General features: G+C 66.8%; 26 protein-coding genes and 1 pseudogene. 14 read left to right on the plus strand and 13 right to left on the minus strand.

The genetic code is table 11. The features are described 5' to 3' along the window. The first annotated feature begins 245 nt into the window (after window positions 1-245). The gene (locus tag NDI85_RS04920) at window positions 246-1,121 is read left to right on the plus strand and encodes a class 1 fructose-bisphosphatase (protein ID WP_310915113.1); all 876 of its coding nucleotides are present in this window, start codon (window positions 246-248) and stop codon (window positions 1,119-1,121) included. On the opposite strand, the gene NDI85_RS04925 is transcribed toward NDI85_RS04920, so the two are convergent. Continuing rightward, window positions 1,115-3,127: a PKD domain-containing protein gene (locus NDI85_RS04925; RefSeq protein ID WP_310915114.1), complete on the minus strand. Its 2,013-nt coding sequence runs from the start codon at window positions 3,125-3,127 to the stop codon at window positions 1,115-1,117. The genes NDI85_RS04920 and NDI85_RS04925 overlap by 7 nt on opposite strands. 112 nt (window positions 3,128-3,239) lie before the next feature. Between NDI85_RS04925 and NDI85_RS04930 the strand changes: the two genes are divergently transcribed. Beyond that, window positions 3,240-5,012 (plus strand): acyl-CoA carboxylase subunit beta, encoded by a 1,773-nt coding sequence (locus NDI85_RS04930; protein ID WP_310915116.1) that lies wholly within the window; start codon window positions 3,240-3,242, stop codon window positions 5,010-5,012. A gap of 4 nt (window positions 5,013-5,016) precedes the next feature. Here NDI85_RS04930 and NDI85_RS04935 read toward each other — a convergent pair whose 3' ends face one another. The 4 genes and pseudogenes from NDI85_RS04935 to NDI85_RS04950 all read right to left on the minus strand — a co-directional run bounded on the left by NDI85_RS04935 (window position 5,017) and on the right by NDI85_RS04950 (window position 7,033). Continuing rightward, window positions 5,017-5,226 carry a TOBE domain-containing protein gene (locus tag NDI85_RS04935; RefSeq protein ID WP_310915118.1) on the minus strand — a complete coding sequence of 70 codons (210 nt, stop codon included), beginning with the start codon at window positions 5,224-5,226 and terminating at the stop codon, window positions 5,017-5,019. Window positions 5,227-5,282: 56 nt separating this feature from the next. Next, window positions 5,283-5,692 (minus strand): annotated as a pseudogene (locus NDI85_RS04940) (DoxX family membrane protein). Window positions 5,693-5,735: 43 nt separating this feature from the next. Then, window positions 5,736-6,581: a CPBP family intramembrane glutamic endopeptidase gene (locus NDI85_RS04945; protein WP_188994108.1), complete on the minus strand. Its 846-nt coding sequence runs from the start codon at window positions 6,579-6,581 to the stop codon at window positions 5,736-5,738. 2 nt (window positions 6,582-6,583) lie between these two features. Then, complete coding sequence (locus NDI85_RS04950; RefSeq protein WP_188994106.1) at window positions 6,584-7,033, minus strand: MaoC family dehydratase; 450 nt, start codon at window positions 7,031-7,033, stop codon at window positions 6,584-6,586. Between the two features lie 87 nt (window positions 7,034-7,120). Between NDI85_RS04950 and NDI85_RS04955 the strand changes: the two genes are divergently transcribed. The 4 genes from NDI85_RS04955 (at window position 7,121) to NDI85_RS04970 (ending at window position 10,325) form a co-directional block, all read left to right on the plus strand. Further along, window positions 7,121-7,543: a hypothetical protein gene (locus NDI85_RS04955; protein WP_188994104.1), complete on the plus strand. Its 423-nt coding sequence runs from the start codon at window positions 7,121-7,123 to the stop codon at window positions 7,541-7,543. 62 nt (window positions 7,544-7,605) lie between these two features. Then, window positions 7,606-8,442 (plus strand): CoA ester lyase, encoded by an 837-nt coding sequence (locus tag NDI85_RS04960; RefSeq protein WP_310915122.1) that lies wholly within the window; start codon window positions 7,606-7,608, stop codon window positions 8,440-8,442. 74 nt (window positions 8,443-8,516) lie between these two features. Next, window positions 8,517-9,773: a Glu/Leu/Phe/Val dehydrogenase gene (locus NDI85_RS04965; protein WP_310915123.1), complete on the plus strand. Its 1,257-nt coding sequence runs from the start codon at window positions 8,517-8,519 to the stop codon at window positions 9,771-9,773. A gap of 66 nt (window positions 9,774-9,839) precedes the next feature. Beyond that, entirely contained in the window at window positions 9,840-10,325 is a 486-nt protein-coding gene (locus tag NDI85_RS04970; RefSeq protein WP_188994098.1) for an SRPBCC family protein, read from the plus strand. Here the strand turns inward: NDI85_RS04970 and NDI85_RS04975 are convergent. Beyond that, the gene (locus tag NDI85_RS04975) at window positions 10,322-10,864 is read right to left on the minus strand and encodes a hypothetical protein (protein WP_310915125.1); all 543 of its coding nucleotides are present in this window, start codon (window positions 10,862-10,864) and stop codon (window positions 10,322-10,324) included. The two genes, NDI85_RS04970 and NDI85_RS04975, sit on opposite strands and share 4 nt — an antisense overlap. 133 nt (window positions 10,865-10,997) lie before the next feature. Here NDI85_RS04975 and NDI85_RS04980 point away from each other — a divergent pair, with 133 nt between their 5' ends. After that, a complete protein-coding gene (locus NDI85_RS04980) occupies window positions 10,998-11,549 on the plus strand; it encodes an NAD(P)/FAD-dependent oxidoreductase (protein WP_188994094.1) in 552 nt (183 codons plus the stop codon). Beyond that, window positions 11,546-12,436 carry a DMT family transporter gene (locus tag NDI85_RS04985; protein ID WP_188994092.1) on the plus strand — a complete coding sequence of 297 codons (891 nt, stop codon included), beginning with the start codon at window positions 11,546-11,548 and terminating at the stop codon, window positions 12,434-12,436. Before NDI85_RS04980 ends, NDI85_RS04985 begins: the two co-directional genes overlap by 4 nt. Here the strand turns inward: NDI85_RS04985 and NDI85_RS04990 are convergent. Beyond that, a complete protein-coding gene (locus tag NDI85_RS04990; RefSeq protein WP_188994090.1) occupies window positions 12,429-13,226 on the minus strand; it encodes an RIO1 family regulatory kinase/ATPase in 798 nt (265 codons plus the stop codon). The two genes, NDI85_RS04985 and NDI85_RS04990, sit on opposite strands and share 8 nt — an antisense overlap. 78 nt (window positions 13,227-13,304) lie before the next feature. Here NDI85_RS04990 and NDI85_RS04995 point away from each other — a divergent pair, with 78 nt between their 5' ends. Together NDI85_RS04995 and NDI85_RS05000 are read left to right on the plus strand one after the other, a co-directional pair. Beyond that, window positions 13,305-14,444, plus strand: a complete 1,140-nt coding sequence (locus tag NDI85_RS04995) for an acyl-CoA dehydrogenase family protein (RefSeq protein ID WP_310915127.1) — start codon at window positions 13,305-13,307, stop codon at window positions 14,442-14,444. Between the two features lie 76 nt (window positions 14,445-14,520). Beyond that, window positions 14,521-14,799 (plus strand): hypothetical protein, encoded by a 279-nt coding sequence (locus tag NDI85_RS05000; protein WP_220639368.1) that lies wholly within the window; start codon window positions 14,521-14,523, stop codon window positions 14,797-14,799. Window positions 14,800-14,828: 29 nt separating this feature from the next. Here the strand turns inward: NDI85_RS05000 and NDI85_RS05005 are convergent, their stop codons facing one another. Together NDI85_RS05005 and NDI85_RS05010 are read right to left on the minus strand one after the other, a co-directional pair. Further along, a complete protein-coding gene (locus NDI85_RS05005; protein ID WP_310915129.1) occupies window positions 14,829-15,239 on the minus strand; it encodes a universal stress protein in 411 nt (136 codons plus the stop codon). Between the two features lie 55 nt (window positions 15,240-15,294). Next, on the minus strand, window positions 15,295-16,755 hold the full coding sequence (locus NDI85_RS05010; RefSeq protein WP_310915130.1) for an RtcB family protein: 1,461 nt from the start codon (window positions 16,753-16,755) through the stop codon (window positions 15,295-15,297). A gap of 216 nt (window positions 16,756-16,971) precedes the next feature. On the opposite strand from NDI85_RS05010, the gene NDI85_RS05015 reads away from it, so the two are divergent. From NDI85_RS05015 to NDI85_RS05025, 3 genes are all read left to right on the plus strand, one after another. After that, window positions 16,972-17,496, plus strand: coding sequence for a DoxX family protein (locus NDI85_RS05015; RefSeq protein WP_188994081.1), 525 nt, complete (start codon window positions 16,972-16,974; stop codon window positions 17,494-17,496). 15 nt (window positions 17,497-17,511) lie between these two features. Further along, window positions 17,512-17,799, plus strand: a complete 288-nt coding sequence (locus NDI85_RS05020) for a hypothetical protein (protein WP_310915131.1) — start codon at window positions 17,512-17,514, stop codon at window positions 17,797-17,799. Between the two features lie 126 nt (window positions 17,800-17,925). Then, entirely contained in the window at window positions 17,926-18,390 is a 465-nt protein-coding gene (locus NDI85_RS05025; RefSeq protein ID WP_310915132.1) for a redoxin domain-containing protein, read from the plus strand. Here NDI85_RS05025 and NDI85_RS05030 read toward each other — a convergent pair. After that, window positions 18,387-18,920 (minus strand): GNAT family protein, encoded by a 534-nt coding sequence (locus NDI85_RS05030; protein ID WP_310915134.1) that lies wholly within the window; start codon window positions 18,918-18,920, stop codon window positions 18,387-18,389. The genes NDI85_RS05025 and NDI85_RS05030 overlap by 4 nt on opposite strands. Before the next feature lie 112 nt (window positions 18,921-19,032). Between NDI85_RS05030 and nth the strand changes: the two genes are divergently transcribed. Further along, entirely contained in the window at window positions 19,033-19,719 is a 687-nt protein-coding gene (nth, locus tag NDI85_RS05035; protein ID WP_188994072.1) for an endonuclease III, read from the plus strand. A gap of 18 nt (window positions 19,720-19,737) precedes the next feature. Here the strand turns inward: nth and NDI85_RS05040 are convergent, their stop codons facing one another. The 3 genes from NDI85_RS05040 to NDI85_RS05050 form a co-directional block, all read right to left on the minus strand. After that, entirely contained in the window at window positions 19,738-20,256 is a 519-nt protein-coding gene (locus NDI85_RS05040; RefSeq protein WP_188994070.1) for a universal stress protein, read from the minus strand. A 104-nt stretch (window positions 20,257-20,360) separates the two neighbouring features. Further along, entirely contained in the window at window positions 20,361-20,495 is a 135-nt protein-coding gene (locus tag NDI85_RS05045) for a hypothetical protein (protein ID WP_310915137.1), read from the minus strand. Beyond that, window positions 20,492-20,974 carry a hypothetical protein gene (locus tag NDI85_RS05050; RefSeq protein ID WP_188994068.1) on the minus strand — a complete coding sequence of 161 codons (483 nt, stop codon included), beginning with the start codon at window positions 20,972-20,974 and terminating at the stop codon, window positions 20,492-20,494. The genes NDI85_RS05045 and NDI85_RS05050 overlap by 4 nt, the downstream gene beginning before the upstream one ends. Between the last annotated feature and the right edge of the window lie 60 nt (window positions 20,975-21,034).

Consider the following 21,034-nt stretch of genomic DNA (forward strand, 5'->3'; position numbering starts at 1 on the left):
CGTGTAAGTCTGCCGACCTTAGACGAATAGTAACTACCCTTACCATTCAATAAATGTGTGACTAACCACCATGATCAAACCCAACGAGGGCGGAGCTACCGAATAATTGACTCGCTCCGTAGTAAATGTCAGCAACAAGATACTTATGGTGTGGGGAAGAAGCAGGGAGTGACGACACACTGGGAATCACTCGCCGGACGGCCCCACTCCCGAACTGACCGGCGCGCCACCCAGCCCCACCATAGATGAGCAAATCACTCGACGCCCCGGCCACCCAGGCCGATCGGACGGTCGCACAGGTCATCGACACAATCGCGGACGCGGCGAGCGACGTTCGAACAGCCATCGCGACGGAACGCGAACACAGCGGCACGGTCAACCCCAGCGGCGACGAGCAACTGGCGGCCGACCTCCGGGCGGACGAACTGTTCGAGGAGCGCATCCTCGGCATCGACGGCGTGGCCACCTACGCCAGCGAGGAACGCGAGGAAGTCGCGACCAGCGACGGACGCCTGCACGTCGCGATGGACCCCCTCGACGGGTCCTCGAATCTGGAACCCAACAGCGGCATGGGTACCATCTTCGGCGTGTACAGCGAGCGCCCGCCCACGACGGGCCGGAATCTGCTGGCCGCCGGGTTCGTCATCTACGGGCCCGTCACGTCGATGGTCGTCGCCCGCGACGGCCGCGTGAAAGAGTACGTCCTCGGCGACGACCGACGCGTGGTCGACGACGACGTGACCGTCCCCGAGGACCCGACCGTGTTCGGGTTCGGCGGCGGCGTCGACTCGTGGACGGACGACTTCAAGACGTTCGCCGAGGAGATTCGCCGCGAACTCAAACTCCGCTACGGCGGCGCGATGATAGCCGACATCAATCAGGTGCTCACGTACGGCGGCATCTTCGCGTATCCCGCCCTGCAGTCCCGACCCGAAGGGAAACTACGTCTCCAGTTCGAGGGCCAACCGATGGCCTACATCGTCGAGGCCGCCGGTGGCAGGTCCTCGAACGGCGAACAGTCGCTCCTCGACCTGAACCCCGACGAACTCCACGAGCGCACGCCGCTTCACCTCGGTAACGCGTCGCTCATCGACCGCCTCGAATCCGAGACCGGTCAGTAACCGAGGTATATCGCCAGCGCTTTTAGAATACCGTAGACCACGACGACCAGTCCCACGAGGGCGCTCAGTATCGTCCCGACGATACCGCTGGGCCACAGCGCCAGCGGGTTCGGCACGGACGGGAGCGTCGGGACGCCCGGCAGTGCGATCCCGCCACCACCGCTACTGACGGTGGCGACTCGCCGGCTTCCGACTTCGAGTGGACCGCCCTCGGGCAGTTCTCTGGCGAACTCCGTCGTGCGCACCTCGCCCGCCGGCACCGTCACTTCGCGGGTGGCGAGCGTCGAATCGTTCAGAAAGAGGGTGACGAGGTAATCGCCCGTCGCGGTCCCGCGATTCGTGAGATTCACCGTGACGACGACCCGGTCACCGACCGAGAGGTCGGCGGCGTCGGCGGTGGCGTTCGTGACCCGGATGTTCGGTGTCCCCGCTCGGTCCGTCCGCTCGGTCGGCGTCGTGGTGACCTGTTCGGTCGGCGTCGCGGTTTCCCGCTCGGTCGGCGTCTCGGCCGTCACGGCGGCGGTCCGTGATCTGTCGAGACCCACAGCGAACCGCGAGAGCCCCGGTGCCGTCGCCCGGTAGACGACGCGCGACTCGCCGCGCTCGACGACGGTCGTTTCCAGCGCCGCCCAGCCACCGTCGTCACGGTACAGCGTGACCGCCTCGGGGGCGACGCCGGAACGATCCAGCGCCGCCCGGTCGACGGCGAACCGGAGCGTCACGCCCTCGGCCGGCACGCCGCCGTGGTCTATCTCGAACACCGCGAGTCCAGCGTCGCCCGTCGCCGTCGCGAGCGAGGGCGGCGTCCGATTTCGCGCCGCGAGTGCGACCGGAACGGTCCCGTTGTCGGGCAACGAGGCCGTCACTCGCAGCAACGAGGCGTTGGCGCCGGACACGAGCGGTCTGTCGTCGGACGGCCCGAGCGTCTGTGCGAACCCCGTCCCGTCGACCGTCGCCGTCGCGTGGGTCGCGTTGATCCGTGTGAGATTGACAGTGCCGGAACTGCCGTTGGCCGTGGCGACGGTCACTGTCTTCGTGGCGACGGCAGTGTTGCCGAACGGGTCCGTCACTTCGACGGTCACCTCGTGGGTGCCCGGCGTCGCGAACGCGACGCGAATCGACTCGCCCGGGATGATGGTGCCGCCGTCGACGCGCCAGCGGTAGCGCTCGATTCGCTGGTCGTCCGTGGCGTTGGCCGCAGAGAAGTTCACCGGGTCGCCGACGGTGGCGTTCTCGGGGCCTTCGAGCGTGACGTTCGGTGCGGACCCGTCGTAGCGGAACTTCTTCAACCGGCTGAACCTGACGCTGTTGTTGTAGCGGTCGGTGGCCGACATCCAGAGGACCGCGTACTGCCCCTCCTCCGGGAACGTATAGCGAGCCGTGTACACCGCCGTGTCGCCGACGGATTCGGTGAAGTTCGAACGGTTCAGTTCGTCCGTCGTCGGTCCGCCGATGCTGACGCGGAGGGCGGAGAGTCGTTCGTTCGTCTCCGCCCGGATCTCGACGGTCGATTCGTTCACGCGCTGCAACTCGAACGAACGATACCGCGGCGTCGTGGAGTCCATCCCCGAGACGGTGACAGTCCCTTCGTCGAGTTCGTTACGTGCACTGTCCTTGATAGCGGCGCCGCTCCGGATGCCGATAGAGACGTTGTTGGTGTCGACTCGGTCGTCGAGAAACAGGGACACGCGGGCTCCGGTGCGGTTCTTCCCGTCGACGTCGAGTGACGTGACGGAGACGTTCGCGACGGACCCGGCAGTCAGGGCGAAGTCTTCGGCCTGAATGCTCTCGGGGTCCAGCGTGCCGTTGTCGTAGACGGTCACGTGGATCGTCGTCGCGTTCCCCTTCGTCGCGTTCCCCCACTCCGGCGGCGTGGTGTCGGCGGCCGCGACGGCCCCACTCGCGACGACGGTGAGGGCGCCGAGGAGTATCGCCGCGAGGAGACCGCGACGAATCCACCCGGCAGCACGACGGCCTCGCTTCACCCCGACGCTGGCGACGCTCATTGCCAGTCAGTTGCCTACGACCGGTTATCAATCGACCGGCGACATTACGAGCGATGATAATCGAGCCGCGAGCGGGGCAAGGACTGTGACCCCTGGGGCCGTGGGACACGGTATGAAGGTTCGTATCGCCGCAGACGCGAGCCGCGACGAGGCGTCGGCCATCGCCGCCGCCGTCGCCGAACACGTCGGGGAGCGAGTCGAAGTGTACGTCGGCGACAGCGACGACCCCACGTTCGTCGAATCGGTCGCCGAAGCCGACACGGACGACGCGGGGACCGACGACAGCGGCGACGCCGACGAGGCCAGCCCCACCGAGCGCGAGGAGCGACTCCGCGAGGAGATAGCGGATATCGAGCGCGGCGGCCCGGAGAAGTACCGCGAGCGCCTCGCCGAACAGGGCAAACTGTTCGTCCGCGACCGACTCGAACTCTGGTTCGGCGAGGACGGACTGGACTTCGAAGACGGCCGGTTCGCCAACTTCGACGCGTGGCACGCCGACAGCCCAGAAGTCGAGGAGTACGACGACGGTACTCGCCTCCCCGCCGACGGGATGCTCACCGGCGCGGCGACGCTGGACGGCCGCAGGGTCCACGTCGCCGCCAACGACTTCACTGTCAAAGCGGGCTCGGTGGCCGAGCGCGGCGTCGAGAAGTTCCTCCGCCTCCAGCAACGCGCCCTCAAGACCGGGCGGCCCGCGCTCTACCTCGTCGACTCCTCGGGCGGTCGCATCGACCAGCAACGGGGCTTTTTCGCCAACCGCGAGGGCATCGGGAAGTTCTACTACAACCACTCCATCCTCTCCGGCGCCGTCCCGCAGATATGCGTGCTGTACGGCCCCTGTATCGCCGGTGCGGCCTACACCCCGGTGTTCTCGGATTTCACCGTGATGGTCCGCGGGATGAGCGCACTGGCTATCGCTTCCCCGCGGATGGTCGAGATGGTCACCGGCGAGGACATCGACCTCGAAACGCTGGGGGGCCCCGACGTCCACGCCCGACACTCTGGCAGCGCCGACCTCGTGGCCGACGACGAGGAACACGCCCGCGAACTGGTCGCGGACCTCGTCACCTATCTGCCGGACAACGCCGAGCAGAAACCGCCGAGTGCGGAGACCGTCGCGCCAGCGAAGTCCCCCGAGGGACTGGACGGCGTCGTCCCGACGGAGCCAAACAAGGGGTACGACATGCATCGGGTCATCGAGCGAGTGGTCGACGGGGACTCCTTCTTCGAACTCCAGCCCGAGTACGGCAGGGAGGTTCTGACCGGGTTCGCCCGCATCGACGGCCGCTCGGTCGGTATCGTCGCCAACCAACCGGCCCAGCGTGCGGGCGCTATCTTCCCGGACTCGGCCCGCAAAGCCGCCGAGTTCGTCTGGAAGTGTGACGCCTACAACGTCCCGCTCCTCTATCTCTGCGATACGCCGGGGTTCATGGCCGGGTCGGGCGTCGAGAAAGAGGGGATTCTGGAGGCCGGCAAGAAGATGATCTACGCAACGTCTTCGGCCACCGTCCCGAAGCAGTGTGTCGTCGTCCGAAAGGCCTACGGCGCGGGCATCTACGCCATGTCCGGGCCGGCCTACGACCCGGAGGCGACGCTCGCGCTCCCGAGCGGTGAAATCGCGATTATGGGTCCCGAAGCGGCTATCAACGCCGTCTACGCGAACAAACTCGACGCCATCGACGACCCGGAGAAACGAGCCGAACGCGAACGGGAACTCCGCGAAGAGTACCGCGAGGACATCGACGTCCACCGGATGGCGAGCGAAGTCGTCATCGACGAAATCGTCCCCCCCAGCGACCTGCGGGCGGAACTGGCCGCCCGCTTCGAGATGTACGAAACCGTCGAAAAAGACCGCCCCGAGAAGAAACACGGAACCGTCCTCTGATGCCTCACTCGGCGTCGATCATCACGTCACTGGCCTTCACGACGGCGCTGATCTCGTCGCCCGGAACGAGATCGAGTCGCTCCGCGGAGTCGCGAGTGATCGTCGACGTCACCGTCTGGCCGTCGTCGAGTTCGACCACGACTTCGGCCATCACGCCGTCCATCTCGACGGCCGTCACGGTTCCTCGGAGGGAGTTTCTGGCACTGAGTGTCATGTGTCTTGTTGGCTGTTCTACCATATATACCTCCCGTCGGCACTCGTATCGCCGCCTCACGAAGACGGTGCCAGTGACCGCACCAGCACCGCCGACGCGAGCGCCGTCAGGCCCACGTCGCGTATCATCACGTCGACGAACAGGCCGCCCTCCGTGACGCCGACGACGGCGAGGTACGCGGCCGTCGCGGCCAGCGAGACGGCCGCCACCGCCGCCGCGGCCAGCGTGTAGCGGTCGGCGACCAACACCGCGCCGAACCCGATTTCGAGGACGCCGTTGATCAGCATGAACTGAACCGGAGTGACGAGGAGCAACGGAGCCAGCCAGTCCACCACGTACGCCGCCCATACGTCCGGCGCGAGGAGTTTGTGGACGCCAGCGAGCACCAACATCGTGCCGAGACGACGCGGGCGACGGCGTCCGGATCCAGCCTCTCTGCGAGTTCGGAAGCGCGTGTGGCGGCCATACTCGATTCGAGGAGCGCCGGAGAGAAAACCGCTCGGACCGACTCACTCGCTCCCGAGAGCTCCCCGAGTCAAGTCGGGCGTCCCGCGGACCCCGACCACCGCCGTCGCCAACCCGAACGCCAGCGCACCCGCGAGGCCGACCGGACTGGCGACGAGTTCGTTCAACACGGGTCGTTCTGTGACGGCGTAGACGACCACGAGTCCGGCGGAGCCGTTGAACACGCCGTGGAACAGCGCCGCGGCCAGCACAGATTCGGCACGGAGAACGACGTAGGTGTACAGCGGCGAGAACGCCACGCAGGCCACGACCATCATGCCGACGCCGAGGACCGGAAACGAGGGGAAGTTGTACCCGTCGAGGATGATAGGGGCGTGCCAGAGCCCCCAGAGCGCGCCGATGACGCCCGACGCCTTCCAGAACCCCAGCGGCGCGAGTTCCCACAGGAGATAGCCCCGCCAGCCGAACTCCTCGCCGAAGGCGAACACGGCGTTGACGGTGGTGCCCAGCGCGAGGACGAGGCCGAAGGTAACGAGGACGCCCGCGACGCCGCCCGGGAGTGCGATACCGGGAAGCGCGTCGGCGCTCGGATCGAAGGCGATGCCCGGGACGGCTACCGAGAGCGCCAGCGTCAGTCCGACGAGGGGCAGCGCCAGCAGCGCCGCGACGGCTAGCCACCGGCGGCGACCGACGCGCAGTCCGACGGCCCCCGGCGCGAGGCCCGACGTGAGCGTGGCGACGAGGCCGGCGACCATCGGCGTGAACATGTACGCCGGTGCCAACGCGACCATCCGGACGCCGGTGCTCAGCGAGACGGCGACGAGGGCCGCCGCCAGACCTGCGAGCGTGAGGCCGAACGTGGCGAGTCGCCGGCGGTCGGGCACGGTCATCGTCAGTCCTCGGCGCGCTGGACGAGGGCCGTTCGCTCGAAGGAACACACCAGCGTGTCGTCCTGCTTGTACACGTCGACCCGCATGGTGACGACGCCACGTTCCTCGTCGCTGGTCAGTCGCTTCTCGGTCACCGTCGTCTCGGCGCGGAGCGTGTCGCCGTGGAACACCGGCGAGGGATGCTCCACGTCGTCGTACGAGAGGTTCGCGACGATGGTGCCGTCCGTCGTGTCGGGAATCGTCAGGCCCACGGCCAGCGACATCGTGTAGAGGCCGTTGACGAGGCGCTCGCCGAACTGCGTCTCGGCGGCGAACTCGGCGTCTAAGTGGAGCGGTTGCTGGTTCATCGTCAGGTCACAGAAGCGCTGGTTGTCGCTCTCGCTTATCGTCCGTCGCTTCGCGTGGTCGATGGTCTCGCCTTCGGTGAACTCCTCGTAGTACAGGCCGCCCATGTGGTGGCCGACGCCCGCCGGTCCCTTAGGCTGTGGGGCGGTGAACGATGGCCTACTTTCTTAGTCACTGGACCGGAATTTTCGAAGGTGTCCCTCCGCTCGATTGTCGCTGGATGGCTCCCCGAGGCTCCGCCGACGTGGGACCAGGTCATCGTGACCGCCCTCGCGTCCGTGTCGACGGCCCTCACTATCTACGAGAGCGATGCTGTCTCGTGGGTGGCCCTCGGGGGAGCCTTCGCCGTGACCGTCGCCGTCGCCGGGCCGGTGGCGCAGTCGTCGGTCGGACGGCGACTTCGCCAGCGAGCGCCCAGACTCGGGCGCCGCGCCGTGGCCGCCGGTATCGCCCTCTTCGCCGTCGGCGTCTGGGTGACTGTACGGACCATCACCGTCCCGGCGTCGGTCCTCACGGCGCTTGGAACCGGAATCGTGTTCGGGGTCGCGGTACTGGTGGTGTTTCAGGCCGCCTACACCGGGACGATCTCCGGGTGGTCGGAGCGGCGACCGAAGTGAGAGTGTCGCGCCGGGCACCACCAGCGCCGACACTTACGGACCGGGGCGCCAAACGAGAGCGTATGCCCCGCAGAAGCGTCCTGTTCTCCCCCGGCGACGAGCCAGAGAAGCTACGGAAGGCACCGCGTAGCGACGCCGACGTGGTCGTCTTCGACCTCGAAGACGCCGTCGTCCCCGACGCCAAACCCGCCGCCCGCGAGACCGTCCGCGACGCACTCGCCGAGGTACTGCCGGCCGACTGTGAGGTCTGTGTCCGGGTCAACCCCGTCGGCTCGGGGGCGGCCGACGACCTCGCCGTCGTCCTCGCCGGGCCAGCACCGGACAGCGTGATGCTCCCGAAGACTCGGAACGCCGAGGACGTCGAGTTGCTGGCCGACCTCCTCGAGGAGGCCGACGTCGACTGCCCGATACTCGCCCTCGTCGAATCCGCGGCGGGGATCCTCCACGCCGAGGCTATCGCGGCCGTCGAGGCGACGGACGCGCTGGTGTTCGGGGCCGAGGACCTCGCCGGGGACATCGGTGCGACGGGGAGCGAGGACCGTAGCGAAGTCTCCCACGCCCGTCAACACGTCGTCCTCGCGGCACGGGCGGCCGGCGTGACGCCCATCGACACGCACTTTCCCAACTTCACCGACGACGCGGGCCTCCGTCGGGACGCCCGCCGGGCGCTCCAGTTGGGGTACGACGGAAAACTCGCCATCCATCCCGCGCAGGCGACGGTCGTCAACGACGTGTTCACGCCCGACGACGACAGGGTCGCGTGGGCCGAGCGGATTCTACGCGCCCGCGACGAAGCCGACGGGGGCGTCTTCGTCGTCGACGGCGAGATGATAGACGCCCCGCAGATTCGACAGGCCGAGCGCGTCCTCGAACGAGCGGGCGTCGACCGGTCACAGTAGTCTGGTTCCCACGAAGGCGGGCGCCGACCATGGCCGGCGGCACCCTTTTGTCGCCACTCTTCGACGGAGTACGTATGTCTGACGAGGTGAACCCGTTCGAGAGCTTACAAGAGCAGATCGACGACGCCGCCGCCTACCTCGAGTACTCCACGGACGTTCTCGAACGCCTGAAACACCCCGAACGCGTCCTCGAAACGAGCCTCTCCGTCGAGATGGACGACGGTTCGGTCGAGGTGTTCAGGGCCTTCCGCTCGCAGTTCAACGGCGACCGCGGCCCGTACAAAGGCGGGATTCGGTATCACCCGCAGGTGTCCCGCGACGAAGTGAAAGCCCTCTCCGGGTGGATGGTGTACAAGTGCGCCGCCGTCAACATCCCCTACGGCGGCGGGAAAGGCGGCATCAAGTTCGATCCGCGCGAGTACTCCGACAGCGAAGTCGAACGCATCACGCGGTCGTTCGCGAAGGAACTCCGGCCCATCATCGGCGAGAACAAGGACATCCCCGCGCCCGACGTCAACACCGGCCAGCGGGAGATGAACTGGATAAAGGACACCTACGAGACGTTAGAGAACACGACCGAACCCGGCGTCATCACCGGGAAGGCGCCCGAGTCCGGCGGGAGCGCTGGCCGGGTCGAGGCCACGGGTCGCTCGGTGATGCTGACGACCCGCGAGGCGTTCGAGTACCTCGGCAAGGACGTCGAAAACGCCACCGTCGCCGTGCAAGGGTACGGCAACGCCGGGTCCGTCGCCGCGAAACTCATCGACGATCTGGGTGCGAACGTCGTCGCCGTCTCTGACTCCTCTGGGGCCGTCTACAATCCCGACGGGTTCGACGCCCGCGCAGCGAAAGCCCACAAGACCGAAACCGGGTCCCTCGCCGGGTTCGAGGGGGCGACCGAGGAACTGAGCAACGAAGCCCTCCTGACGATGGACGTCAACCTGCTGATTCCGGCGGCACTGGAGAACGCAATCGACGAGACGGTCGCCACCGACGTACAGGCCGACATAATCGTCGAAGCAGCCAACGGCCCGCTGACGCCCCGGGCCGACGACGTCCTCTCGGAGCGTGACGTGGTCGTCTTCCCCGACATCCTCGCCAACGCTGGCGGCGTGACGGTGTCGTACTTCGAGTGGGTCCAGAACCGCCAGCGGTTCTACTGGGACGAGAGCCGCGTCAACGACGAACTGGAGCGGATCATCACGACGGCGTTTCGCGACCTCGTCGATACCTACGAGCGCACCGACGCGCCGAACTTCCGAACGGCGATGTACGTCGTCGCCATCGAGCGGGTCGTCGACGCGGCCGAAGAAGGCGGCATCTGGCCCTGATCGGCCGCCTCTCGACGCAGTGTCTGGCACCGCCGCAGTTTTCCCCGTGTCGCCCCAAGCCCCGGTATGCCCGTCTTCGAGCGAGAGGTCCGCGTGTCGGCGCCGCTGTCGGAAGTCTGGGAGTTTCACTCGACGGCCGACGGCCTCGTGGCCCTCACTCCGGACTGGATGCACCTCAGGGTCGAGGAGACGCGCGGGCCGGACGGGGAACCAGACCCCGAGGTACTGGAACCGGGGTCGGTCGTCGTCTCCTCGGTCAAGCCGTTCGGCGTCGCGCCGCGCCAGCGCTGGGTCTCCGAAATCGTCGCCCGCGACGAGGGCGAGGACGAAGCGATGTTCCGCGACGTGATGACCGAGGGACCGTTCCCCGAGTGGGAGCACACCCACCGGTTCCGGGCCGACGGCGACGACGCGACCATCGTCCACGACCGGGTGGAGTACGAACTCCCCGGCGGACCGCTCGGACGTGTCGCGGGGCCGCTGGGCTTTCTCGGGATGGAACCGATGTTCCGGTACCGACACCGGGAGACTCGGGCGTTGCTCGAAGCCTAACCGTCCAGATACTGCGTCGCCGTCTCCTCGACGGCGACCGGGACCTCACGAACCGTAGACCGGCCGTCGAGTTCGACGGTCACGGTCACCGTTCGGGGGGCGACCGACAGCACCCGGTCGAGTGGAACGGTCGGTTCGCTCACGACCTCACCGTCACGATTCCGCGTGGTACCGTAGTCGACGGTGACGACGAGTCCGAACACGAGGCTGCGTATCCCCCGACCGAGGCCGGCGTCAGGTTCGTCGAGTCGGTCCTCGACGGTCGGAACGACTCTCTCGGCGGCGTGTTCGAACGCCGTCCAGCGGACCCATTCACCGAAGGGTTCGGTCCCGCCGTCCTCGCGAACGGCGTCACGGTCGGGGAGGTACGTGACTGCGTCGGCGTCGACAGTCTTCGTCGTCTCGACCGGGGCACCGCTAGGCCGGTGGAGGGCCCCGTCCGCGGCGATGTCCGCTCTGGTCGCGTCCGCGACTGCCGTGGCACCGACCAGCGCCGCGAGCCCGCCGCCGATGCCGGCGAGGTATCGTCGTCGGTTCATGTCTGTATGCTGGACGAATCGGGGAATAAGCCTTCAGATGGGTCAAGCGGCGTTTGTAGCGTCGCTCCGGCACGGTCGCGTACCGACCATCCACGGGCGTACATTTATCCACCGCTGTGACTCACTGACACACATGACGGACGTACTGGTCGTCGGCGGCGGCCCCGCCGGCCTGAGCGCCGCACTGTTCACTGCCAAGAACGGTCTCGACACGGTGGTCTACGACACCGACGAGACGTGGCTTCACAGTGCACACCTGTTCAACTACCTCGGTATCGAGTCGAAGGACGGCGAGGCGTTCCTCGAAGACGCCCGCGAACAGGTCGAAGGGTTCGGCGTCGACCGACGCGACGGCGAGGTGACGGGCGTCGAGCAGTCCGACGGCGGATTCGTCGCCACCACCGAGGACGGCGAGACAGAGGCGGCGTATCTCGTCCTCGCGACGGGCACCGACCGGTCGCTGGCGGAGGAACTGGGCTGTACGTTCGACGGCGACGTGGTAGACGTGACCGTCTCGATGGAGACGAGCGTCGACGGCGCCTACGCCACTGGCGCGATGGTCCGCGACCAGGAGTGGCAGGCCATCATCTCGGCGGGAGACGGCGGCGCCGCCGCACTGGACATCCTCTCGAAGGAGGAGGGCGAGCACTTCCACGACTTCGACACCCCGGACGACGCCGAGTGAGCGACCCGGAGATAGACCCCCGAATCGCCCTCGTCGTCGCCGTCCTCGCGGTCAGTACCAGCGCGATTCTGGTCCGAGCGAGCGACGCCCCCGCCAGCGTCGCGGCGCTCCACCGGGTCGTCATCACGACGCTCATAGTCGCGCCGCTGGCGGTGGTACACGACCCCGGCGCGTTCGGACGGCTTGCGCCGCGTGACGTGGTCGCCGCCGCGGCGACTGGCGTGGCGCTCGCGGTCCACTTCGCGACGTGGTTCGAGAGCCTCGCGTGGACGAGCGTGGCCGCCTCCGTGACGCTCGTCCAGTCACAACCGCTGTTCGTGGCACTCGGGGCGTGGGCGCTGCTCGACGAACGCGTCACGCGGGGGACGACGGCCGGTATCCTGCTGGCCGTCGCCGGCATCGTCGTGATGTCGCTCGGCGAACTGCTCGGCGGCGGTGGCGTCGGCGCGAACCCGCTGTACGGGAACGCGCTGGCACTCGTCGGCGGGGTGATGGCCGCCGCCTACGTGCTCGCAGGGCGGTCGCTCCGCCAGCGATTCCCCTTGCTCCCGTACGTCACTGTCGTCTACGCCGTCGCCGCCGTCTGCTTGCTCGTCTTCGTCGTCGGCAGCGGCCACCCGGTCTTTGCGTACCCGCCCCGTGAGTGGCTCCTGTTCTTCCTGATGGCCGTCGGGCCGGGTCTGTTCGGTCACACCGTGTTGAACTGGGCGCTAGGTCACGTCGAGTCGAGTCTCGTGAGCGTCTCGCTGCTGGGCGAACCCGTCGGAAGCGCGCTGCTGGCGCTGTTAGTGCTCGCCGAGATACCCGGTCCGTGGACGCTCGTCGGCGGTGTCGTCATACTCGCGGGCATCGGCGTCACGGCCCGGTCCCAAAAGCAGGTCAGTTAGCCCGCTGTTCGACGGCGCCGCGGATGGCGGCCGCGTCGAAGTCGTGGTCCGGGCGGAGGTTCACGAAGTCGAGGAACTCCTCGGCGCCGAGCAGTTCGTCGGCCGAGTAGTATTGTGCCGCCGCGTGGACGACCCGGCGAGCGCCGATCAGCGGTTCCAGCGCACCCAGCGCGCAGGCGAGGTCGTACGCTCTCGCGTCGTCGATAGCGTCCTCGCGGACGCTGGTCGCGTCGATGAAGTACACCGCGCCGTCGGCGACGAGGACATTCTCACACCGGAAGTCGCCGTGAGCGAGGCCGGCCTCGTGCATCCGGTGGAGGTAGTCGAACACCGTCTCCGCGTGGCGGTCGATAGTCTCGGTCGACGACTCGTCGAGCGTCTGGAAGTCCCGCAGGTACTCGAAGACGAGGACGCCCATCCCCTCGTACTCGAAGGCTTCGATGGGTTCGGGGGCGTTCACACCCAGTTCGCGCATCCGCTCGGTCGCGTCGAGTTCGTGGTCGGCCATCTGGGCCGGCGTCCCGAAGTGCTCGAAGAAGCCCTCGGTGCCAGAGGAGAACGCACCGAGGTTCCGGCCGGTCGTCAGGAGCGCGTGGACCAGCGAGTTCTGCTCGGTGATGACCTTCACGAACCAGCGGTCGGAGACGACGAAGGGCGTCGAGAGCCAGTTGTCGGCGTCCAGAAACACCACGCGACCCGACGGTTCGTCGTACCGCTCCAGCACCGCACGGGCGACGCCCTCCAGTTGGTCCCACGGGACCGTTCCCCGGAGGAGTCGTCGAAACGCCATCGTCAGGACGGAAGCGGGGCGGGCAGATAGGGTTTGTGCCCCCCATGGTATTTGATGGCAGGATACGTACCCGGTGGCATGGACTTCACCCTCCCAGCGGAACATCGGATGATTCGAGACTCGGTCCGGGAGTTCTGTGACGAGGAGATAGCGCCCATCGCACAGGACATCGAGGACGAACACCGATTCCCCGCCGAGGTGTTCGACGAACTCGCCCAGTTAGACGTGATGGGCGTCCCCATCTCCGAGGAGTGGGGCGGACTCGGCGGCGATCAGTTGATGTACGCGCTGGTCTGTGAGGAACTGGGCCGAGTCTCCGGCTCTATCGGCCTCTCCTACGCCGCCCACGTCTCGCTGGGGTCGAAGCCCATCGAACTGTTCGGCACCGACGCCCAGAAGGAGCGCTGGCTCGAACCGCTGGCGACCGGCGACCACCTCGGTTCGTGGGCGCTGACCGAACCCGGGAGCGGCAGCGACGCCAGCGACATGGACACGACGGCCGAGAGAGACGGCGACGAGTGGGTGCTAAACGGGACCAAACAGTTCATCACCAACGCCTCTGTCGCCGGGTCCGTCCTCGTGAAGGCCGTCACGGACCCCGGCGCCGGCTACGACGGCATCTCGACGTTCGTCGTCGGCCCCGAGGACGACGGCTGGGAGGTCACGACGGAGTGGGAGAAGATGGGGCTGAACGCCTCGCCCACCTGCGAACTGCTGTTCGACGACTGCCGGATACCCGAGGACCGCCTGCTCGGCGAGGCAGGCGACGGCTGGGACCAGACGCTCGAGACGCTCAACGGGGGTCGCATCTCCATCGCCGCGCTCTCGGTGGGGCTGGCACAGGGCGCGTTCGAGGCCGCGAAGTCCTACGCCACCGAACGCGAGCAGTTCGGCCAGCCCATCTCGAAGTTCGACGCCGTGCGGGACAAGATAGTCGAGATGGACCGCAAGATAGAGCGCGCGCGACTGCTGACCCAGAAGGCCGCGACGATGTACGACGAGGGCGAGGACACGACGCGCATCTCGTCGGTCGCGAAACTCGACGCGAGCGAAATCTGTCGGGAAGTCGCCGAGGACGCCGTGCAAGTGCTGGGCGGGTACGGCTACACCACCGACTTCGCACCACAGCGGTTCTATCGCGACGCCAAACTGATGGAGATCGGCGAAGGGACCAGCGAGATTCAGCGACTGGTCCTCGGTCGCGAGTTGGGCCTCTAGTGGGCCCCAGTTGCGGCCGGATACTATCGGCTTGCCTGCTGCCGGTTTCCGGTAAGTTCCCACAAGAGGAACGCCTATGACGGAAGGCGTAACCTACCACAGCATGGACCTGCCGAACCTGCCACTGCCGAACGCGGACACCCTCGACCAACTCGCGGGGGTCACCGGACTCGGCTGGACGACGTCGCTACTGGGCTTTCTCACGACACTCATCGGGTACGGGAACAGCCTCCTCAGTCGGTTCGCCGCAGAACCGCAGACGCTCCTGTATCTCGGCGTCGCGTTCTTTCTGGCGACGCTCGGTCTCGATAAACTCTCCGAGTCGATGCGAGAGCGACGAGCGACGTCAGAGTAGGTCCCGTATCTCGTCGGCGGGTGCGTGAGTCACGCGCCCGTATTCGGGACGATAGTGACCGGCACCGACGCCGCGTCGACGACCGAGAAGGCGGCGTCGCCGGACGCGAGTCGCCCCCTGAGCCCCTTCGGTTCGTGGCCCATGACGATGTGGGTGATGTCGACGTCTGCCGCGACTTCCAGCAGTTCCTGTCCGATACGGGTCCCCTCACGAGCGTTCGACCGGCCGACGTGTTCCAGCGCCACCGTCGCGACCACTGTCTCGTCTGCGAGACGATTTCGGAGCATGTCTCGCACCTGTTTGGCCTCCGCGTCGGCGAGTTGGTCGTCCAGCAGGTGAACGACGTACAGTTCCGCATCGAACGCCTCACCGAGTTTGACGGCGGTGTCGAGGACCTCCTCGGACACTGCGTCGTTGGCGACGGCCACGAGGATGGTCATATGCGAGTGCACGAGTCGAGACAGCATAGTAGTTTTCGGCTGGCTAACAGGACTGTCAGGACGTTGCTTTCAGATTGTGGACGGCGTCTAACCACTCCACGACCGCCGCGGTCGGTTCGAGGGCGTCGACGATTCGCCGAGCGTCCTTGTAAGCCATCGGCGCCTCGTCGCGGACGCTCTCGACGACGGACTCGGAGTAGACGTCGGCCATCGCGTCGGCGAAGTCGTCCATATCGACCACGTCGTGGGCCTCGCTCCGACTCATCACCCGCCCCGCGCCGTGCGGGGCCGTCTGGTGGTACGCGTCGTTGCCCTTCCCCCGGGCGAGGACGGACCCCTCGGCCATGTTGAACGGGACGACGAGTCGCTGGCCCTCGCGGGCCGGGGTCGCACCCTTCCGGATGGTCAGGTCGCGGAAGTCGACGTAGTTGTGAATGCTCTGGAACCGGTCGGCCGGGTCGACGCCCAGCGCCTCGCAGATGGCGTCGCTCATCAACTCGCGGTTCCAGCGGGCGTACTGCTGGGCGAACAGCATGTCGACGTAGTAGCCGTGGGCCTCCCGCCCCTCCAACCAATCGAGGTCACTGTCGCGGCCCTCGTCGTCCCCACCCACGTGCGGGCCGAGCGACCCCAGTGCGTCGAAGGCGTCTTCGATGTCGCTTCCGTCGAGTTCCCGGCGGAGTCGGTTCTTTCGGATGTGGGACTCGCCCTTCCCGCCCGTGACCCACTCGTAGAGGTCCGGGTCGCTCACCGTCTGGGGGTCGAACTTCAGGAACTCGGCGTACTGGTCGGGAATCCGCTCGCGGATAGCGCCGATGGCGCGGCGGTCCGTGGCTTTCGACTGCCAATACTCGGCGACGGACTTCCCCAGATAGCGCGAGCCACTGTGGACGACCACCCAGTAGTCACCGCTCTCGCGTGCGCGTGCGAACTCCACGAAGTGGTTCCCGCCGCCGAGCGTCCCGGCGCTCTGGATGACGTGTCCCATCCCCTGTCGCTGATCCGCGAGGACGCGGTCACACAGCGACTCGAAGTACTCGCCGTCGTAGCCGTCGAAGTCGAACTCGATGGGGTCGACGCGCTCGCCGAACCGCTCGGCGAAGGCGTCGTCGAACTGCTCGAACACGCGGTTGGCTCGCTCGAACGGGAATTCGTCGACGAGGTGCGGGGCGTCGTCGTAGTCGTGGACGTCTCGTCCCATCGGGACACCCTCGCGGACGCGGCGCTCTCGCTCGGCGTCAGACAGCGGCAGGTCCGGACCGATGTTCGTCGCCGCCATCCCACACCCCACGTCGACGCCGACGATGTTGGGGACGATGCGGTCACCCAGCGGCATCGTAAAGCCGATGGGCGCACCGGCACCCCAGTGGGTGTCGGGCATCACGCGAACCGGTTCGGTGAACGCCGGGTGATCGACGAGACGCTGGATCTGGTCGCGACAGCCGGCCTCGACCAGCGACTCGTCCTCGACCATCACACGCGCCGTCGTGTACGCACCCTCCAACTCCAGTACCATCTCGATGGAGGGTAGTCGAGTCGGTGTGTTGAACCTCACGGTGGGGTGTCGAGCGGTCCCACCCACGTTCGGCATAAAAACCCGTAACCGAACGGGGCCGTGTCACCGACCATCCGCAATTCACCATTCTCAGCCGCTCAGAACCGTTTTCAGTCGGTGGGAACGCACTTCTGATTATATCAGTATAGCATGCGGACGTCTATATGTGAGGTAACGATGTCCTATCAAGCAACCAACCCCCTGGCCGACGAGTTCGAACTCGCACTGGACGGGCCGTTGACGGCGTACTGGCTGGCGTTCCTGCGAGTGGTCACCGGATGGTGGTTCTTCCACGCCGGCGTGACCAAACTCATCGAGGACGGTCTGGCCTTCAGCTACGGGCCGGCCTACATGCAGCAGATGACCGGCACCGCGCTGGGCCCCATCCCGGTCTGGATGGGCAACAACCTCGCGTGGCTCATCGCGCCGGGCGTCCCGCTGTTCGAGACGCTCATCGGGCTGGCCCTGATGGTCGGCGCCCTGACCCGACTGGCGGCCTTCGGCGGGGTCATCTTCATGGTCCTGTTCTGGGTCGGCAACGCGGGCTTCGGGCACGGCCTGGTCAACGGCGACCTGATGGGCCTGCTGCTGTTCGCCACGATGATGGTCGTCGGCGCCGGCCGGTACTACGGCCTCGACGCCATCGTCGAGAAACTGGCGTTCGTAGAGCGCCACCCCAAACTCCGGTACATACTCGGCTAACGAGGTGACAAAACCATGACTGACATAATCGACAAGGCGGCAATGGCACTGAGCGGCGGACTGATGCTGCTGGGCATCGTCGGATTGGGCATCGTGGAGATACTCGCCGGCCCGCCCTACGGGGCGGCCCCAGTGACGAACGACGCGGGCGAAATCGTGGCGACGCCGATGGTCGACCCCGCGCTTCGGACTGGCCTCGTCCTCGCCGGACTGGTCGTGCTGGGCCTGTACGCGGCCTACAAGCTAGCGACCCCGGTCGAGGAGGCCGACACGGCGAAAGGCGCCGAGACGATGGCCGACTGAGAACCGTGCGGCCCGACTACCGACCCTGATTGTCCTCCGTTATCGTGACGCCGACGAGCGACCGCTGTCGGCGGACCGAGCGCCACCCGCCCGTAGGCTTTTTTCGCCGCCGTGCGTCCGGCCGGTATGCTCGACGCAGGTGACCCGGCACCGGACTTCGACCTCGACGGCACTGCCGGTGCCGGGGTCGGTTCGTACCGTCTCTCCGCCGCGAGCGAGCAGGTCCCCGTGGTCGTCGCGTTCTACACCGAGGACTTCGCGCCGGCCTGTACCACCTATCTCGAAGCCCTCCGTGACACCGACTGGGGGTCGCTGACCGACGCTATCGCCGTCTTCGGCGTCGCGCCCGGCACGCTGGACGACCATCGGGCGTTCGCCGCGGACCTCGACCTCCCGTTCCCGTTGCTGGTGGACCACTCGGGCGTCGACGCCCAGTTCGGCGTCCAGCGACCCGACGGCAGCACGCGACGATCGGCGTTCCTCGTCGACGCGACCTGTCGAGTCCGGTTCGCGTGGGCCGACGACCCGGAGCGGCCGTCGGACGCGCCGCCGGACATCGGTCCGGTGCAGGACGCCGTCGCGTCGCTCTAGTCCCGCCACTCCGGTTCGAGGAGGCCGTAGACGTGGACGTCCTCGTGGGTGCCATCGCGGTACCAGTGGTCCCGAAGCACGCCCTCTCGCTCGAACCCGACCTTTTCGAGGACCCGCTTCGAGGCCGCGTTACCGGCGAAGGCCTTCGCCTGTATCCGGTGCAGACGCAGTTCGGTGAAGGCGTAGTCGGCGAGGGTCCGTGCCGCGTCGGTGGCGTAGCCGTTTCCCCACGCGTCGGCAGCGACGTAGTACCCGAGTTCGCCGATGCCGGCCCGTTCGTCGACGCCGTCCAGACCCACGGTACCGACCGGGTCGCCGTCGGCACAGATCAGGAGGTGCACGTCGTCGGCGTCGGGGTCGGCGACGGAGTCGACCCACTCGCGCTCTGCCTGTGCGGTCTTCGGGCGGGCGAAGGCGAGTCCCGCGCGGACCGCTGGGTCGTTGATAGTCGCACAGAGGAAGTCGACGTCGGCGTCTTCGACGACGTGCAGCGTCACGTCCTCGCCGTGGAGGAAGGCTGGGCCGGGCATACGCCCCACATCGGTGGTATCGGGCAACAACGTTTCGCTGCGGTGACACGGAGCCCCACACCGGCCTGCCGCGAACGATAGCCCAAAGAGTGGGCCGTCCCGTCGTGGTACCATGGGAACACCGCTGGCGAGTCGCGAGGCACAGGCCGAGGCAGTCGTCGAGCGACTCCACGGGGAGTACCCCGACTCGACCATCTCGCTGAACTACTCGAACCGGTTGGAACTGCTCGTCGCCGTCGTCCTCTCGGCACAGTGTACCGACGAGCGAGTGAACGAGGTCACGAAAGACCTCTTCGAGAAGTACCGGACCCCGGAGGACTACGCCGCGGCAAGCGAGGACGAACTGGCCGACGACATCTACGGCATCACGTTCCACAACAACAAGGGTGGCTACCTCAAGGGCATCGGTGAGAAAATCGTCGCCGAACACGACGGCGAGGTACCCGACGAGATGTCGGCGCTGACCGACCTGCCGGGCGTCGGCCGCAAGACGGCCAACGTCGTCTTGCAACACGGCCACGACGTCGTCGAGGGCATCGTGGTCGACACGCACGTCCAGCGGCTTTCGCGCCGTCTCGGATTGACCGAAAAAGAGCGGCCCGAAGCCATCGAGCAGGACTTACTCGACGTGGTGCCCGAGTCGGAGTGGCAGCAGTTCACCCACCTGCTCATCGACCACGGGCGAGCGGTGTGTGGCGCTCGGTCTGCCGAGTGTGGTGAGTGCGTGCTGGCCGACATCTGCCCCTCGGAGAAGGGCGACAGCGACGTCGACCTCGCCTCTGGCGAGGCGTGGAACTAGCGCTCTCTGGGCCGGGGATTAGGAGTCTTCCGACCCCTCTTGCAGACGGACAGTCAGGACCGGGACGTCGGCGCTCCGGACGACTTTCTCGGTGACGCTCCCCAGCAGGAACCGGTCGATACCGCGTCGGCCGTGGGTCGGCATCACGACGAGATCGACGTCGGCGTCCTCGGCGTAGTCGATGATAGCCCGATACGGGTTTCCGCGACGGACCGACGTGACCGTCTCGACGTCGTGGTCCGCGAACACGTCGGCCGCCGCAGCGACGAGTTTCGTCCCTGCCGCCTCTAGCTCGTCCATCCTGCCGCTTCCCGTCTCGGTCATCCCCGACTCGCGCTCGATCTCGTCGGGTTTGACCATCCCGGAGAAGCCGGTGTCGTCGTCGCGCATCACCATGTGCGAAACTTCGTTCTCGCTGTCGGCCACGTAGAGCACGTGGACCGTCGCCCCGCACAGCGACGCGAGGTCGATAGTCTGGTTCATCGCCGCTTTAGCACCCGGGCTCCCGTCCGTCGGAAAGAGGATTCTGTCGTACATGGGCCGTCACCTAACAGTTCGGCTGGCGTTGTTGTCAACCTACCGTCGTTTCTACGAGTCCGGCCGGCGAATCTGGGGCTGTGGGAACGCTCCGTACAGAAACACTACGAGTCGCCAGCGATGGAGACGACGTCCTCGAGGAGCGTGTACAGTGCCACCGTGCCAACGACGACCTGCGACAGCGTCGCGGTGTCGGCGGTCGGCGGCGTCAAAAAGAGGTGGCGAGCGCTCCATCTCACACGACGTAACGCAGGACGTACCGGGAGACGCCGACGACGTACGCCAGCATCCAGAAGATGACGTACCCGAACACGCCGATCCGGAGGCGTGAGCGCCAGTGGCTCATCTGGTCGCCGCCGATTTCGTCCAGCAACAGGTCCTCGTCGTAGTCGTTGTACAGGTCGTGTTCCCGTTTGGCCCGGAAGATGCGGACGATACCGGTCCCGCCGAACAGCAGGAGGGCGTAGGCCTGCAAGCCGAGATAGGCGTGGACCGCCGACAGTCCCCCCAGTTGCTCGGGCAACCGTGGCGCCATCCAGACCAGCATCGGTACCGTCGTCAGGACGAGTCCGGTGACGACGAACTTCAGGTGGTGCAACAGGACGTCCCACGTGACCGGTTCCGTCTCGATGATGTAGTACGCGCCGTAGACGAAACAGGGGAAACTCAGCGTCACCGACACGAGCGCGACTGAAGCTACGACGCCGTCCGACACCATATCCCGGGTTAGGACAGGGCGCGCTAAAACGTGCCGGATACAGAAGGTCAGAAGGCGTAA

The organism is Haloarcula sp. S1AR25-4 (assembly GCF_031624555.1).
Classification (GTDB): Archaea; Halobacteriota; Halobacteria; order Halobacteriales; family Haloarculaceae; genus Haloarcula; species Haloarcula pellucida.

Excerpts from the sequence above, each read along its gene's own strand:
- NDI85_RS04920 (WP_310915113.1), top strand. The coding sequence starts at position 246 with ATGAGCAAATCACTCGACGCCCCGGCCACCCAGGCCGATCGGACGGTC.
- NDI85_RS04925 (WP_310915114.1), bottom strand. The coding sequence starts at position 3,127 with ATGAGCGTCGCCAGCGTCGGGGTGAAGCGAGGCCGTCGTGCTGCCGGG.
- NDI85_RS04930 (WP_310915116.1), top strand. The coding sequence starts at position 3,240 with ATGAAGGTTCGTATCGCCGCAGACGCGAGCCGCGACGAGGCGTCGGCC.
- NDI85_RS04935 (WP_310915118.1), bottom strand. The coding sequence starts at position 5,226 with ATGACACTCAGTGCCAGAAACTCCCTCCGAGGAACCGTGACGGCCGTC.
- NDI85_RS04945 (WP_188994108.1), bottom strand. The coding sequence starts at position 6,581 with ATGACCGTGCCCGACCGCCGGCGACTCGCCACGTTCGGCCTCACGCTC.
- NDI85_RS04950 (WP_188994106.1), bottom strand. The coding sequence starts at position 7,033 with ATGGGCGGCCTGTACTACGAGGAGTTCACCGAAGGCGAGACCATCGAC.
- NDI85_RS04960 (WP_310915122.1), top strand. The coding sequence starts at position 7,606 with ATGCCCCGCAGAAGCGTCCTGTTCTCCCCCGGCGACGAGCCAGAGAAG.
- NDI85_RS04965 (WP_310915123.1), top strand. The coding sequence starts at position 8,517 with ATGTCTGACGAGGTGAACCCGTTCGAGAGCTTACAAGAGCAGATCGAC.
- NDI85_RS04970 (WP_188994098.1), top strand. The coding sequence starts at position 9,840 with ATGCCCGTCTTCGAGCGAGAGGTCCGCGTGTCGGCGCCGCTGTCGGAA.
- NDI85_RS04975 (WP_310915125.1), bottom strand. The coding sequence starts at position 10,864 with ATGAACCGACGACGATACCTCGCCGGCATCGGCGGCGGGCTCGCGGCG.
- NDI85_RS04980 (WP_188994094.1), top strand. The coding sequence starts at position 10,998 with ATGACGGACGTACTGGTCGTCGGCGGCGGCCCCGCCGGCCTGAGCGCC.
- NDI85_RS04990 (WP_188994090.1), bottom strand. The coding sequence starts at position 13,226 with ATGGCGTTTCGACGACTCCTCCGGGGAACGGTCCCGTGGGACCAACTG.
- NDI85_RS04995 (WP_310915127.1), top strand. The coding sequence starts at position 13,305 with ATGGACTTCACCCTCCCAGCGGAACATCGGATGATTCGAGACTCGGTC.
- NDI85_RS05000 (WP_220639368.1), top strand. The coding sequence starts at position 14,521 with ATGACGGAAGGCGTAACCTACCACAGCATGGACCTGCCGAACCTGCCA.
- NDI85_RS05005 (WP_310915129.1), bottom strand. The coding sequence starts at position 15,239 with ATGACCATCCTCGTGGCCGTCGCCAACGACGCAGTGTCCGAGGAGGTC.
- NDI85_RS05010 (WP_310915130.1), bottom strand. The coding sequence starts at position 16,755 with ATGGTACTGGAGTTGGAGGGTGCGTACACGACGGCGCGTGTGATGGTC.
- NDI85_RS05015 (WP_188994081.1), top strand. The coding sequence starts at position 16,972 with ATGTCCTATCAAGCAACCAACCCCCTGGCCGACGAGTTCGAACTCGCA.
- NDI85_RS05020 (WP_310915131.1), top strand. The coding sequence starts at position 17,512 with ATGACTGACATAATCGACAAGGCGGCAATGGCACTGAGCGGCGGACTG.
- NDI85_RS05025 (WP_310915132.1), top strand. The coding sequence starts at position 17,926 with ATGCTCGACGCAGGTGACCCGGCACCGGACTTCGACCTCGACGGCACT.
- NDI85_RS05030 (WP_310915134.1), bottom strand. The coding sequence starts at position 18,920 with ATGCCCGGCCCAGCCTTCCTCCACGGCGAGGACGTGACGCTGCACGTC.
- nth (WP_188994072.1), top strand. The coding sequence starts at position 19,033 with ATGGGAACACCGCTGGCGAGTCGCGAGGCACAGGCCGAGGCAGTCGTC.
- NDI85_RS05040 (WP_188994070.1), bottom strand. The coding sequence starts at position 20,256 with ATGTACGACAGAATCCTCTTTCCGACGGACGGGAGCCCGGGTGCTAAA.
- NDI85_RS05050 (WP_188994068.1), bottom strand. The coding sequence starts at position 20,974 with ATGGTGTCGGACGGCGTCGTAGCTTCAGTCGCGCTCGTGTCGGTGACG.